Source organism: Streptomyces sp. NPDC001549 (assembly GCF_042894025.1).
Classification (GTDB): Bacteria; Actinomycetota; Actinomycetes; order Streptomycetales; family Streptomycetaceae; genus Streptomyces; species Streptomyces kutzneri.
In genome coordinates this window covers 96,198-109,128 of record NZ_JBIAVJ010000010.1, presented here as the reverse complement: position 1 = coordinate 109,128, position 12,931 = coordinate 96,198, and the positions used below count along the sequence as shown (strand labels likewise).

Sequence of the window (12,931 nt, the reverse complement as noted above, 5' to 3'; positions counted from 1 at the left end):
ACGGTACGGGTACGGCCGACGGTGCGGGTGCGGGCACGGCCGACGGTACGGGTGCGGGTACGGCCGGCGGTGCGGACGCGGGCCGTGCCGGCGGTCCCGATTGGCGGGGCGGCTCGAACCTCCTCGGGGTGGACCGGCCGGAGGTCGTCCTCGCGGCCTTCCGGCGCGGCGAGCCCAAGGCCGGGGTGGCGGTGATCGGGCTCGCCCTCAACCACGCCGACCCCGAGGCCGTGCTCCCCGTGGTCGCGAGGGCGTTGGAGTCGGCCGACCGGGAGGTCCGCCGGCAGGGGGTCATCGCCCTGGCACACGTCGCGCGACTCCACGGCACGGTGGACCGGCGCTGTCTGGCACTGCTGCGTCGTTGCCCCCGCGGCAACGAGGCCGACGACGACCTGTGGTCCTTCGTCCCGCACCGGGAGCTGCCGCTCTGGCTGTGGCGGCACCACCTGTGGGAGCGGCTGGTGGAGCGGCTGCGCCGGCCGTTCGGCTGAGTGACCGGCACGGGCGGGGCGGTCGCCGTCCGGGCGGCCGCCGTGACGGGGCCGGCCGGACACGGGGTCAGCCGGACACCGTGATCCGGAAGACCGGGTGGTCGCCGGCGGCCGCCTGCAGTTCGGCGTCGGAGGACTTGGCGGTGACCCCCTGGAAGAACCGGTTGACCTCCCAGCCCCACTTCTCCAGGTAGGTGCGCAGGATGTCGGCCTTCTGCACCGGGTCGGTGATCTCGGTGACGGTGAACGCGCGCACCTTGCGTCCCACGCGCAGCTCGCCGCCGCCTGCCACCCGCATGTTGCGGACCCAGTGGGAGTGGCCGCGGGCCGAGACCAGGTACTGGGCGCCCCCGTAGGTGTGCGGGTTGACCGGGATCCGCTGCATCTCGCCGGACTTGCGGCCGCGTACCGACAGCTCGGCGCTGCCCGCCAGGCTGATGCCGAATCGGGCCAGCTTGCCGAAGAGCGCGTTGAAGCGGGTCTCGAACGGGGTCGCCTGGACGTAGTACGGGGTGGGCGCGTTCATCGTGACCTCCGGGGCCGCTTTCTTCATTGAGAGAGCACCGCTCTCGCTTGAGAGCAGTGTGCACGGATCGGTGCGCCAAAGCAAGAGCAGTGCTCTCGAAATGGAGCGGCAATCCGTTTCCTGGGCAGTGCTCCGTTCGCGTGGCAGACTGACCCGCATGAACACCGTGCGAGGGGCCAGGGAACGGGCCCGCATCGAGGTCACCGCCGCCATCAAGGACGAGGCGCGCCGCATGCTCGCGGCCGAGGGCGCCGCCAAGCTCTCCCTGCGCGCCGTCGCCCGCGAGCTGGGCATGGTCTCCTCCGCCCTCTACCGGTACTTCCCCAGCCGGGACGAACTGCTCACCGCCCTCATCATCGACGCGTACGACAGCGTCGGCGCGGCCGCCGAGGCGGCCGACGCCCATGCCCGCGCCGCCGGGGCCCCGCCCCGCGCCCGCTGGATCGCGGTCTGCGAGGCCGTCCGCTCCTGGGCGCTGGAGCACCCGCACGAGTACGCCCTCATCTACGGTTCCCCGGTTCCCGGCTACAGCGCCCCCGTCGACACCGTGGGCCCGGCCTCCCGCGTCGCCAACACCTTCATCGGCATCCTCCGCGCCGCGTACGAGGGCCCCGGCCTCGCCCTCCCGCCGCTGCCGTCCGCCCTGCGTTCCGAGGCCGACCGGATGACCGCCGACTTCGCCGTGGGCCTGCCCCCGGCGGTCACCGCCGCTCTGGTCGCCTCCTGGGCCCAGTTGGTCGGTCTGGTGTCCTTCGAGCTGTTCGGCCAGTTCAACCGGGTCGTCGAGGACCGGGCCGCCTTCTTCGCGCACGCCGCCGACCAGCTCGCGCACGGGGTCGGACTGCCGGCCGTATGACGGGCGGGCGGCGGCGCGGACCGTCGCGGATATCTGGGCTCTCCATGATCTCCAGGAGGTCTGGTGGATCCAGGAGATTCACATGATGAGGGGACGGCTCGCTCTTCTGTTCCTGATACGAATGCGGGCGGTTCAGCCTTGAACGATGGGCCGCCCGTCTAGTGTTCCTCGGGTCGCCCCCCTGCCGCCGCCGAAGGAACGTTCATGCCTCGCGCCGTGAAGGCCTTGTACGCCGCCCTGGTCACCGCCTTACTGGCCGCATCGGCGCCCGCCATCATCGCCGCGGCACGTGACGCGCCCCACCAGGCCGCCCCTCCGGCGCCCACCCCGCCCCCCACCCCCCGTACACCGGGCGTGCGGGGCCTGGACATCGGCGTCCCCGCGTACGTCTGGGCGAACGACCCCATGCTGACCGACCTCACCGCGACCGCTCCGGCCCCCTCGGTCGTCGTACTGAACCCGGGCAACGGCGACTCCCCGTTCGACGGCCCCTGGCGGGCCCGCGCCGACGCACTGCGCGCCCGTACCACTTCCACCGGCGAGAAGACCCGGGTGCTCGGCTACGTCCACACCGACCACGGCAACCGCGACATCGCCGCTGCCAAGACCTCCGTCGACAACTACCTCAAGACCCCCGACGGCCGCCTCCACGTCGACGGCATCTTCTTCGACGTCGTCAGCCGCGACTGCGGCCCCGCCAACGCCACCCGCGACTACTACGCCGAGCTGCGCCGCTACGTCCAGGACGCGATGGACGCCGCCGACCCGGCCGCCCCCGACCTCGTCGTCAACAACCCCGGCACCGCCATAGCCGACTGCTACCTGGAGCCGGGCCACCGCACCGCGGACATCTTCGTCACGTTCGAGGACACGTACGCCGCGTACACCGGCGCCGGCTGGCTCGGCGGCAACGTCTTCGACCACCCCTCCGGCTACCGCTCCGGCGCCGAACTCGACCCGAGCGGCACGGCGTTCTGGCATCTGGTCCACGACGTCCCCGACACGGAGGCGATGCGCGCCACCCTGCGCACGGCCTTCGACCGCGGCGCGGGCTACGCGTACGCGACCAGCACGGTCATGCCCAACCCCTGGAACGCGGGCCCGGCATGGAAGTACCGCACCCAGACCACGTACGCGGCCACCCTCGGCTGAGGGCTGTCACCGGCCCTCTGCGATTCTTCCTTCCATGTCCGCACGAAATCGACGCCTGCCGCGCCACCGTGCCTGGCCACTGACCACCACCGACATCAACGCCTGTCTCGGCGCCCATCCGGACCGCGTCACGGACCTTCGGTTCCTCACCGGGCACAACAGCGGGACCATCGTCCTGGGAGCCGCATGGGTTGCTCCGGAACCGCGCAACTACGGGCGCGGCATCCACCCGGACATGGTCGGCTTCCGCATCGACGTCCACCCCGTCGACGCCAACGAGCGTGCGGCCACCCGCGCCCTTCTCCAGGCGTACGCCCTCCCGCAACTGCACGAATGGGTCACGCAGGCCATTGCGGCCGACGAGACCTGGCGGCAGGCCCCGCACCGCCACTACTGGCGGCTCACCGACGGTCACCTCACCCACCGCGACGAGGCTTGAAGTGGATCAGGGCTGACCCAGGCCGCCGTCGCTCCGGAGGAGCCGGGCGTTGATCCAACCGTTCCTAATCAGTGATCAGGAGTGAGTCTTGGACCCACTGCCCGGCACTGCGCGTATCCCGAACGGTTTTGGATGCACTGGTCGCCCGCGTTCCTCGTGTGGTCACCGCTCGGGCACGTGCATCGTGTGCACGTTCCGTGACGGGTGGGCGGGTTCCCTCACGTCCTCGGGTACCACGGTCGGCCTGGACGGTCCGATGCCCCACAGCATCACTCCGGTGCTGTGGGGGCGGTGCCGTCCGTCGCCGGATCGGGTGCCCGAGGGCGCGTCGTCCGATCGCGATGCCGGCGGCATCGTGACGGGACATCTTGCGTCGTGGGGTGGCCAGTGGCTTTTGCCAGTGGTGGGCGCCCCACTGGGAGGTGTAGGCCGGATCGACCGCGACGATCGACAGGCCCACTTCGGCGGCCATGGAGACGAGCCGGGCTTTGAGTTTTCCGGTGGGGATACCAGAGATGAGCTGCCGGAACCGCTTCTTGCGGCCGTGCTTCTCGCGGGTCTTCTCGGCGGTGAAGTCAAGGTCCTCGATCGCGATGGCGGCGACACCGCAGCGCTTGGCCCAGTGCAGGATTTGGGTGATGGCGTGCCGGATCTGCGCGTCACGGTAGTCCGCCAACCCGGACAGGTCGTAGGAGAAGCGCTTGGGGTTGCCGACCGGGTTGCCGTGCCGGTCGAGGCGGTAGGCGGCGAAGTGGTCGGCGTTCGTATCGACACCGATCATGCCCCTCGCGCGGGCCACGGCAAGCGGGATCGTCTGGACGACGGGGCGCTGCCAGGAGGCGGTGAGGTACCAGCGCCCCCGGGACACGTCGTAGTGGATGCGGTAGGCGACAGACCGGTTGCCCTCGACACGGTCCCGCCATTCGGCGTCCCGGTGCTGGAACTGCACCTTGGAGGTGAGGACGTACCGGCCATGCTTGGCGTTGGCCAGGTGCGCGAGCGGTGCGGGCAGCTTGACCGACAGCTCGCCGTCCGGGGTGACGCGGATCGTCTCGTTGCCGTACTGCTTGCCCGACTCGCCGTCAGCGGCGAGGAACCAGCGCTCCGCCTCCCAGCATTCCCGCCACTCGCCCTCGGTGAGCTGCGCCTTTTCGAGGTTGTGCCGGGTGCCCAGCAGCTGCCGGCCGCCGCGCACCACGTGCACGACACCGTTCTCCCGGTCGGCTCGGGCCGTATCGAGACGGTGCTGAAGGATGTACAGACGCCGGGACTTGTGGAACCACTCGCCCTTGGAGCGGTATCCGCCCGGCGCCCGCTTGGTGCCCTCCTCCCCGATGGGCCGGGACAGGCGGTGCGTCAGCGTGCGGACACCGGCCTCAAGGCTCTGGATGTGCGCGAGCTGACAACGGCGGGACAGCGCCCACTGATCGTGTGTGGCCTTCGTGATCGAACCCGCCCAGCGCGACGACGAACCTGCGGTCAGGCCCTGCTTGCGGGCCGCCCACCTTTGCGCGTCATGGTCGTTGCCATCCGCGCAGCGGGCCGCCAGGTCGAGGCAGGCCAGCCGCCCCAGGTGTTCGCCGATCAGACGCAACACCTTGTCGTCCTCGACGCTCAAGTTCTTGAGGCGGTCACGTATCGCCACACCGGACGGGCCGAGGGCCACGAACGGCGCGTCGATGGTGCGCGGCTTCTTCTTCGACTGCTCAGTCATCGGCAGCCGCCGCTTCCAATGCCTTCTTCGCCCGGTTCTTCGCGGAGCGGCGGCCGTAGAGGCGGGCACAGAAAGACGTCAGTACCTCGACCATGTCGCGTACGAGGTCGTCTTCGACTTCGCCCTTGTCCAGCACCACCAGGCGGCGGCCGGTCGCGGACAGGGCGGCTTCGACGAGCTCGACGTTCATCCGGCCGAGGCGGTCTTTGTGCTCGACCACCACAGTGGTCACCGCAGGGTCGGCCAGGAGACGACGCGCCTTTGTCCGGCTGCCGTTCATGCCCGAGGCGATCTCCGACTCGACGCGAACCGCTCGGTGCCCGGCCTTCACCGCCCACTCGGTCAGCCGGGCGACCTGACGTTCCAAATCCTGCTTCTGATCGTGGGAGGAGACGCGGGCATACAGGCCCACGCCACCCGTCACACACGGTGAGATGTTCGCCTCGACATTGACCAGAATCGTGCGCGGCCCCACTCGCTCGGCCGGGACCGGCAACACGCCCTCACGGAACCAGCGATACGCGGTCTGCGGATGCACACCCTGCGCCTTCGCCCACTCCTTCAGGTTCATGCACCCGACCGTAACGACACTCACCCAAATGCACTATCACTCACAAGAATGAACCAAAGGACCAACAGTTTCCAACCCCCCTCGGCGGAGCAGAGGAACGTGACGAGGTTCGCGCAGTCCTGCGGGACGCCGAGGCGTCCTAGGGGAGTTGCACGGATCAGGTCCGCCTTCTGCTCCTCGCCCATCCACCCGGTGTCGGTGGGGCCGGGATCGATCGCGTTGCAGGTCACTCCCAGGTGGGCGAGCTCGTGGGCGGCGGCCGTCGTGATCCGGTCCATCGCGCCTTTGCTCGCCCCGTACGGCAGGTTGCCGGCGGTGTGGTCGCTGGTCAGGCTGACGATCCGCCCGCTGCCGTGCCGCCCGCGGAACCGCAGCCCGTACTCCCGGATCAGCAGCCAGGTGGCCCGCGCATTGACCGCGAAGTGCAGGTCGAAGCTCTCCACCGTGGTGTCCAGCAGGCCCGAATCGACCGACTCGCAATGGCAGAGCACCAGCGCGGTGACGTTCCCCAGCGCATCCTCGACGCTGTCGAAGAGCTGAGCCGGCACGGCCGGGTCGCTCAGGTCCGCCTCGACCGCGTGCGTCCTCGCGCCCAGGGACGCCACCTCGGCCCGCAGCTCTTCGGGCGCACCCGACTCCACGCCCCACCGCATCCGCGCGTCGTACGGGGTCCAGTAGGTGAAGGCCACGTCCCACCCGGCCCGGGCCAGGTTCAGCACGACGGACGACGCGATCCCCGCCGAACGTCCCGCCCCCGTGACCAAGGCGAGCCGGCGCCGCCCCGCCTCACCCACCTCCTGCCGACTCCCCGCGCGCGTCTCACCGGTCATGCCCGCCATCCTGGCGGGCCGCCCCGGACACGGCACCCGAATTTCGCGCGTGCCGCGTCAGCGGCAGTCGTCGGGGTGGCCCTGCATCCAGGCGTTGATCCCGTCGCGGGTGCCGATCAGCAACGCCTTGTGCTTCTCCAGGTTCGCCGTGCTCCGGTCGCCCCCGTGATCGTCGGGGGCCCGACCGTACCGAGGCCACCTCGCCGTGCCCATGGTCAGCGCCCGTCGTTCTCCGGACGGCGGGCGAATCCGAGCAGCACGTGGGTGACCCGGAGCAGGAACACCGCCGCCGCCAGGATCACGCCCGCCACGGCCAGGGTGCGGCGCGTCGACGGGGAGAGGGAGAACGCGAGCGCGGGCCCGTACACCGCGCCGAAGGCGAGGGCGGCCGCGAAGCAGGCGCTGACCAAGGCGTAGACGATCTCGATGGTGATCGCGTCCCGGTCCGCCTGCGTACGTCGCTCCATGCGTGCAGTGTCACAGCGTGCACGGCCCGTCACAAGCCCCCCATGTCGCGCCCGGCGTCGGCAGGGTCAGATTCCGGCCGTGTCCGTCCACAGCCGGGCCAGTGCCAGGTCGCCCGTCACCCCCGGACCCGCCAGCGGGGTCCGGTTCCAGAGGGCCTCGTACAGCCAGGCCGCCTCGCCGGTCAGTTCGCAGTCCGCCGCCTCGCCCGTGTCGCCCTGCACCGTACGGGCCGGCTCCGCCGACAGGTGTACGGTCCACACCGCGCCCGTGTCGGCGGCCCGCACCCGCACCACCTTGGGCTCGGCGGTCCGCACCCGGCTGCGCGGCCGGGCGTGGAAGCCGGTCAGCAGCTCGTCCACCCCGTCCTCCGCGAACTCCGGCTCCACCGCGGAGAAGACCACGCCGAGCGCGGCCTCCGCGTCCATCCGGTGCACGGTGGTCTCGTGCGCCTGCCGCCGGGCCCAGAACGCCACCGGCGAGGGCGGGGCCGTCGGCAGGAAGGTCCAGCACTGCACATCGGCAGGCGCCTCGTTCAGGGTCCGTACCAGGTCCGCGTGGCCCTCCCGGAACCAGGCCAGCAGCTCGCCGCCGACCAGCTCCGGCGCGTCCGGGAAGCCCACCGGCTCGAGCCGCCGCTCCGCGACGTACGCGGTGGCCCAGCGGTGCACCGAGCCGGTGTGCCGCAGCAGGTCGGTGACGCGCCACCCCGGGCAGGTGGGGACCGCGGACTCCGTACCGGCGCGTTCGGCCACCTCGGCGAGCAGCTCGCCTTCGCGTGCGAGGGTCTTCACATGTTCGGTGATCTCCATACCGTGAGTCCTATCAGCCCGCCCGCGACAATGGAGAGCATGGACGGGGAACTCTTCCCGCGCGAGCGGACCGTGATCGCCCCCGGCGCCGTGCACCTGCCGGACTGGCTCGGGGCGGGGCGCCAGGGCGAGTTGCTGGCGGCCTGCCGCGCGTGGGCCCGGCCGCCCGCCGGCCTGCGCACCGTACGCACCCCGGGCGGTGGGGTGATGACCGCCCGCCAGGTGTGCCTCGGCCTGCACTGGTACCCGTACGGGTACGCGCGCACCGCCGTCGACGGCGACGGGGCACCGGTCAAGCCGATGCCGCCATGGCTCGCCGAGCTGGGGCGGGAGGCGGTGACCGCGGCGTACGGGTACCCGCCGGAGCCCGGGCCCGGACCGGCCTACGACATCGCGCTGATCAACTTCTACGCCGGCGACTCCCGCATGGGCATGCACCGCGACGCCGAGGAGAGGTCCACCGCGCCGGTGGTCTCGCTCAGCCTCGGCGACACCTGCGTCTTCCGCTTCGGGAACACCGCCTCGCGCGGGCGCCCGTACCGGGACGTCGAGCTGCGCAGCGGGGATCTCTTCGTCTTCGGGGAGGCGGGCCGGCTGGCCTATCACGGGGTACCGAAGGTCCTGCCCGGCACGGGCCCGCGGGAACTCGGGCTGACCGGGCGGCTCAACATCACACTCCGGGTCGGCGGGCTGGGCTGAGCGGCGGCACCCGGCGCCCTCCGATCATGCGAGGATCGTTGCCATGAACGGCAACGGGGCCCCGCCGCGGGTGGGGGATGTGACCACGTCATCCGCGTCCGGTGCGGCTGCGCGGACCAGGCTGGAACGGGGTCGCGGTGCGCTCGGGCCGGCGCTGGAGCTCGTCCACACCGGCCGTGCCCCGACCCGCGCCGTGCTGACGGCCGAGCTCGGGGTCACCCGCGCCACCGCCGGAGCGGTCGCCGCCGAGCTGGAGGCCCTCGGGCTGATCCGTGTCGATTCCCGCCCGGGCGGAGCCGGAGGGACCGGCGGAGCCCAGGGCCGCCCCTCGCACCGGCTCTCGGTGGCCGAGGACGGTCCGGTGGCGCTGGCGGCCCAGGTGCACTCGGACGGCTTCCGCGCCGCCCTGGTCGGCCTCGGCGGCCGCATCGTGGCCACCGCCCCCGGCAAGGTCACCGTCTCCGCCGATCCGGCACAGGTGCTCGGCGCGGTCGTGGAGGCGGGCGCGGAGCTGCTCGTGCAGAGCGGCCGGCGCTGCGTCGGCGCGGGTCTCGCGGTCCCCTCGGCGGTCGCGGAGCCGGACGGTACGGCGCTGAACCCGCTGCACCTGGCCTGGCCGGCCGGCTCTCCCGTACGGGCCATCTTCGCGGAGTGCGTGAAGGCGGCCGGGATCGACGGCCCGGCCCTGACGGGCAACGACGTCAACCTCGCGGCCCTGGCCGAGCACCGGCACGGCGCGGGACGCAGCGCCCAGCACCTGCTGTGCGTGGCCACCGGGCACCGCGGGGTCGGCGGGGCGCTGGTGCTGGACGGCCGCCTGCACAGCGGGAGTTCGGGCCTGGCCCTGGAGGTCGGCCACCTCACCGTGAACCCCGAGGGACGGGCCTGCCACTGCGGCAGCCGCGGCTGCCTGGACGTGGAGGCGGACCCGCTGGCCTTCCTCACCGCGGCGGGCCGCAGCCCCGGCCCCGAGGTGTCGCTGCTCCAGCAGGCCCGTGACCTGCTGCGCGACGAGCCCGCCGAACCGGCGGTACGCGCGGCCACGGAGGAGCTGATCGACCGGCTCGGGCTCGGCCTCGCGGGCCTGGTGAACATCCTCAACCCGGACCGGATCATCCTGGGCGGGCTGCACCGGGAGCTGCTGCACGCCGACCCGGAGCGGCTGCGCGCGGTGGTCGCGGACCGCAGCCTGTGGGGGCGCAGCGGCGGGGTGCCGATCCTGCCGTGCACCCTGGACCACAACAGCCTGGTCGGCGCGGCGGAGCTGGCGTGGCAGCCGGTGCTCGACGACCCGCTGGGAGCCCTGGCCTAAGCCGGATCGGGCCGGTTCGGGCCGATCTTGCCGGGCCCGGCCGGCACCGGCCGGCACCGGCCGGCACCGGCCGTCCCCGCTGATCGGGCCGGGCCCCCGGGGCCGGGGCGGTCGGTCACCCGGGCCGGGCGCCGACCGGCGATGCCACCGGCAGGCCTGTCGCGACGGCACCCGGATCGACGGCCAGGAGCACCGCGCGCGCGGGTTCCCGTACGGGCGTGGCCCTGATGGGGACCGGCCGTACCGGCGTCGCCCTGGCCGGGGCCGCCGTGAGCGAGAACCACACCGCCTTTCCGGGGCCGTCGGGCCGCTCGCGCGCCCCCCAGGCCTCGCTGAGCGCCTCCACCAGGGCGAGCCCGCGTCCGCAGGTCTCCAGCGCCTCCGCCCGCGTCCTGTGGACGACCGGCAACCGCGGATCGCTGTCGATGACGGAGACCGTCAGTCGCCCGAGCCGGAGTTCGATCTCCACGGTGCAGGTCTTGTCCGGCTGCGCGTGGCGGTGGACGTTGCTGAGCAGTTCCGTCACGCCGAGCGCAGCCCGGTCTATGAGCGGGTCGAGCTCCCAGTGGCGCAGTTGTGCAGAAACGATTCTGCGGATTTGGCCGATCCGCGACGGCAAGGCCTGCAGTTCGACGACGCAGTGCCTGCGGGAATGAGTGATCACGGCTGCGACTCCCCGACATGAGTGTTACGGGTGCTGCACCCTCGGTAATGCTCCACCAGGGTCACCCACGGTGCCGCACAGTGCAACCGAACGCGATCGAAAGGGATTCGCATGGATCCCCAAAGCGAACGTTTGTGCAGGTGGGAGGGGTACATTGCGAAGAAGGGGGGCGAAGTTCACCCACGAAGGAGCGCGGCACATGAGCACCACCGGCACCACCAGAACCACCGGTATCACCGGTACGACTGCCACGACCGTCGACGTCGATCGCAGCGACGCGGACTACCGGGCCTGGCTGAAGGAGGCCGTCCGCAAGGTCCAGGCCGATGCCAACCGCTCCGCCGACACCCACCTGCTGCGCTTCCCGCTCCCCGAGGCGTGGGGCATCGACCTCTACCTCAAGGACGAGTCCACCCACCCGACGGGCTCCCTCAAGCACCGCCTCGCGCGCTCGCTGTTCCTCTACGCGCTCTGCAACGGCTGGATCCGCCCCGGCCGCCCGGTCATAGAGGCCTCGTCCGGCTCAACCGCCGTCTCCGAGGCGTACTTCGCCAAACTGATCGGTGTCCCCTTCATCGCCGTCATGCCGCGCACGACCAGCCCGGAGAAGTGCCGCCTCATCGAATTCCACGGCGGCGCATGCCACTTCGTGGACGACCCGATGAAGATGTACGAGGAGTCGGCCGAGCTCGCCGCCCGCAGCGGCGGGCACTACATGGACCAGTTCACGTACGCGGAGCGGGCCACCGACTGGCGCGGCAACAACAACATCGCGGAATCGATGTACCAGCAGCTGAAGCTGGAACGTTTCCCCGAGCCCGCCTGGATCGTGGCGACCGCCGGCACCGGCGGCACCTCGGCGACCATCGCGCGCTACGTGCACTACATGCAGCACGACACCCGCATCTGCGTGCCGGACCCGGAGAACTCCTGTTTCTTCGAGGGCTGGACCAACAACGACCCGGACGCGAGCAGCGATTGCGGCTCGCGCATCGAGGGCATCGGCCGGCCGCGGATGGAGCCGAGCTTCGTGCCCGGGGCCATCGACCGGATGATGAAGGTCCCGGACGCGGCGAGCGTCGCCGCGTGCCGCGCGCTGGAGACGGCCATAGGGCGCAAGGCGGGCGGCTCGACCGGCACCGGCCTGTGGAGCGCCCTGAAGATCATCTCGGAGATGGTGGCGGAGGGCCGCACGGGCAGCGTCGTCACCCTGCTGTGCGACCCGGGCGACCGCTACCTGGACAAGTACTACTCCGACGAGTGGCTGGCGGCGCAGCGGCTCGACATCGCCCCGTACGCGAAGACCATCGACACGCTGCTGACGACGGGGGCCTGGCGCGAGCCGGCGGTCTGACCGGGCCGGCTCGGGCCGGCGGGTCCGACAGGTCTGGCCGGTCTGCGGTGCGACTGTGACCGTCCGGGGACGGAAACGCCCTGCCGGGGCGGTCCTGCTGATCGTCTCGACCGTGCGGACCCAACGGGCGTTCCGGGCCCGGGGCGTGGCCGGCCGGGACGCCGCCGGGGAGGTCCGGTGCCGCGGCTCGTGCTGCGCACGCTGCGCGGTGGTCCATTTCGGCACCGGGCCGGATGCCGGCACCGGGCCGGCGATGACCCTGCAGGAGTTCCGCAGGGCGGTCTGGGGCGCGGGGGCAAGACACCCCCTGGGGAGAGCTCGCCGAAGTCCACCCTGCGACCGGCACCGTGGCGGACCCGGTTACTGATCGGCCCCGCGCCGGGCGGTGAGCCGCCGGTCCAGGGACCGGACCGCCGTGCGGAAGGAGTGGCCCAGGCCCGGGCGGGCGGCGGCCAGGCCGAGGCGGAACGGGGCCGGCCCGTCCGCCGCGAAGGTCCAGCGGACGTGCGTGCCGGTACCGGCCGCGGTCAGCCGCCACTCCTCCAACAGGGCGCGTACCCCGGGGACGTTGGTGGTGTCGACCCGGTACGCGTAACGCCGCTCGGGATCCGCGGCCATGATGGTCTCCTGGAAGCGCACCCCGCCCATCAGCCTGACCTCGCGGCCCGCGCCCCCGTGCGTGGGGCGGGCCAGGGTCACCGCCCCGAACCAGTCGGCCCAGCCCTCCACTTCCTCGGCGAGCGCCTGGTACACGGCCTCGGGCGGCGCCACGGTGTCGGTGGCGAAGACCAGCCGGACCGGCGCGTCGTCGATGAAGTCGAGCCCCACCGGTCGGAGTCGGCGAGCCATGGGCGGTACCCCCTGGGGTGAGGCGCTGAACAGGCGTGCGCGCCACCATAGCCCCGTACCCGTGAGAAGTCCGTAGCGATCCCGACCGATCCGGACCGATCTCGACTGAACCCGTCCGGCCCTGTCCGACCCCGCCCGATCTCTGCCGACCCCCGCGCGGGACCTGGGCAGCGGCTCCGCCGCGCGGGATGCTGGAG

16 protein-coding genes are annotated in these 12,931 nt (G+C 72.1%); 7 read left to right on the top strand and 9 right to left on the bottom strand.

Translation table 11 applies throughout. From position 1 onward, the window contains the following. A partial coding sequence (locus ACFY04_RS18665) for a hypothetical protein (protein ID WP_389117960.1) occupies positions 1 to 491 on the top strand: 491 nt, incomplete at its 5' end. Between the two features lie 67 nt (positions 492 to 558). On the opposite strand, the gene ACFY04_RS18660 is transcribed toward ACFY04_RS18665, so the two are convergent. Further along, complete coding sequence (locus ACFY04_RS18660) at positions 559 to 1,017, bottom strand: nitroreductase/quinone reductase family protein (RefSeq protein WP_389117957.1); 459 nt, start codon at positions 1,015 to 1,017, stop codon at positions 559 to 561. 157 nt (positions 1,018 to 1,174) lie between these two features. Between ACFY04_RS18660 and ACFY04_RS18655 the strand changes: the two genes are divergently transcribed. The 3 genes from ACFY04_RS18655 to ACFY04_RS18645 all read left to right on the top strand — a co-directional run bounded on the left by ACFY04_RS18655 (position 1,175) and on the right by ACFY04_RS18645 (position 3,464). After that, entirely contained in the window at positions 1,175 to 1,873 is a 699-nt protein-coding gene (locus ACFY04_RS18655; RefSeq protein ID WP_389117955.1) for a TetR/AcrR family transcriptional regulator, read from the top strand. A gap of 204 nt (positions 1,874 to 2,077) precedes the next feature. Then, complete coding sequence (locus ACFY04_RS18650) at positions 2,078 to 3,025, top strand: spherulation-specific family 4 protein (RefSeq protein ID WP_389117953.1); 948 nt, start codon at positions 2,078 to 2,080, stop codon at positions 3,023 to 3,025. 34 nt (positions 3,026 to 3,059) lie between these two features. Then, the gene (locus tag ACFY04_RS18645) at positions 3,060 to 3,464 is read left to right on the top strand and encodes a hypothetical protein (RefSeq protein ID WP_389117951.1); all 405 of its coding nucleotides are present in this window, start codon (positions 3,060 to 3,062) and stop codon (positions 3,462 to 3,464) included. A 64-nt stretch (positions 3,465 to 3,528) separates the two neighbouring features. Here the strand turns inward: ACFY04_RS18645 and ACFY04_RS18640 are convergent, their stop codons facing one another. From ACFY04_RS18640 to ACFY04_RS18615, 6 genes are all read right to left on the bottom strand, one after another. Continuing rightward, complete coding sequence (locus ACFY04_RS18640) at positions 3,529 to 5,178, bottom strand: IS200/IS605 family accessory protein TnpB-related protein (protein ID WP_389117949.1); 1,650 nt, start codon at positions 5,176 to 5,178, stop codon at positions 3,529 to 3,531. Then, the gene (locus ACFY04_RS18635) at positions 5,171 to 5,749 is read right to left on the bottom strand and encodes an IS607 family transposase (protein ID WP_389117947.1); all 579 of its coding nucleotides are present in this window, start codon (positions 5,747 to 5,749) and stop codon (positions 5,171 to 5,173) included. The genes ACFY04_RS18640 and ACFY04_RS18635 overlap by 8 nt, the downstream gene beginning before the upstream one ends. Positions 5,750 to 5,769: 20 nt before the next feature. Next, a complete protein-coding gene (locus tag ACFY04_RS18630) occupies positions 5,770 to 6,579 on the bottom strand; it encodes an SDR family oxidoreductase (RefSeq protein ID WP_389117945.1) in 810 nt (269 codons plus the stop codon). 57 nt (positions 6,580 to 6,636) lie between these two features. Then, the gene (locus ACFY04_RS18625; protein ID WP_389117943.1) at positions 6,637 to 6,792 is read right to left on the bottom strand and encodes a hypothetical protein; all 156 of its coding nucleotides are present in this window, start codon (positions 6,790 to 6,792) and stop codon (positions 6,637 to 6,639) included. A 2-nt stretch (positions 6,793 to 6,794) separates the two neighbouring features. Next, positions 6,795 to 7,046, bottom strand: a complete 252-nt coding sequence (locus ACFY04_RS18620) for a DUF6332 family protein (RefSeq protein WP_314241889.1) — start codon at positions 7,044 to 7,046, stop codon at positions 6,795 to 6,797. Positions 7,047 to 7,112: 66 nt separating this feature from the next. Next, positions 7,113 to 7,856 (bottom strand): maleylpyruvate isomerase family mycothiol-dependent enzyme, encoded by a 744-nt coding sequence (locus ACFY04_RS18615; protein WP_389117941.1) that lies wholly within the window; start codon positions 7,854 to 7,856, stop codon positions 7,113 to 7,115. A 39-nt stretch (positions 7,857 to 7,895) separates the two neighbouring features. On the opposite strand from ACFY04_RS18615, the gene ACFY04_RS18610 reads away from it, so the two are divergent. Together ACFY04_RS18610 and ACFY04_RS18605 are read left to right on the top strand one after the other, a co-directional pair. Further along, the gene (locus ACFY04_RS18610) at positions 7,896 to 8,555 is read left to right on the top strand and encodes an alpha-ketoglutarate-dependent dioxygenase AlkB family protein (RefSeq protein WP_389117939.1); all 660 of its coding nucleotides are present in this window, start codon (positions 7,896 to 7,898) and stop codon (positions 8,553 to 8,555) included. A 43-nt stretch (positions 8,556 to 8,598) separates the two neighbouring features. Next, complete coding sequence (locus ACFY04_RS18605) at positions 8,599 to 9,867, top strand: ROK family protein (protein ID WP_389117937.1); 1,269 nt, start codon at positions 8,599 to 8,601, stop codon at positions 9,865 to 9,867. Positions 9,868 to 9,982: 115 nt separating this feature from the next. Here ACFY04_RS18605 and ACFY04_RS18600 read toward each other — a convergent pair whose 3' ends face one another. Next, positions 9,983 to 10,531: an ATP-binding protein gene (locus ACFY04_RS18600; protein WP_389117934.1), complete on the bottom strand. Its 549-nt coding sequence runs from the start codon at positions 10,529 to 10,531 to the stop codon at positions 9,983 to 9,985. Between the two features lie 199 nt (positions 10,532 to 10,730). Between ACFY04_RS18600 and ACFY04_RS18595 the strand changes: the two genes are divergently transcribed. After that, a complete protein-coding gene (locus tag ACFY04_RS18595) occupies positions 10,731 to 11,885 on the top strand; it encodes a PLP-dependent cysteine synthase family protein (RefSeq protein ID WP_389117933.1) in 1,155 nt (384 codons plus the stop codon). Positions 11,886 to 12,245: 360 nt separating this feature from the next. Here ACFY04_RS18595 and ACFY04_RS18590 read toward each other — a convergent pair whose 3' ends face one another. Continuing rightward, complete coding sequence (locus ACFY04_RS18590) at positions 12,246 to 12,734, bottom strand: SRPBCC family protein (protein WP_389117932.1); 489 nt, start codon at positions 12,732 to 12,734, stop codon at positions 12,246 to 12,248. Between the last annotated feature and the right edge of the window lie 197 nt (positions 12,735 to 12,931).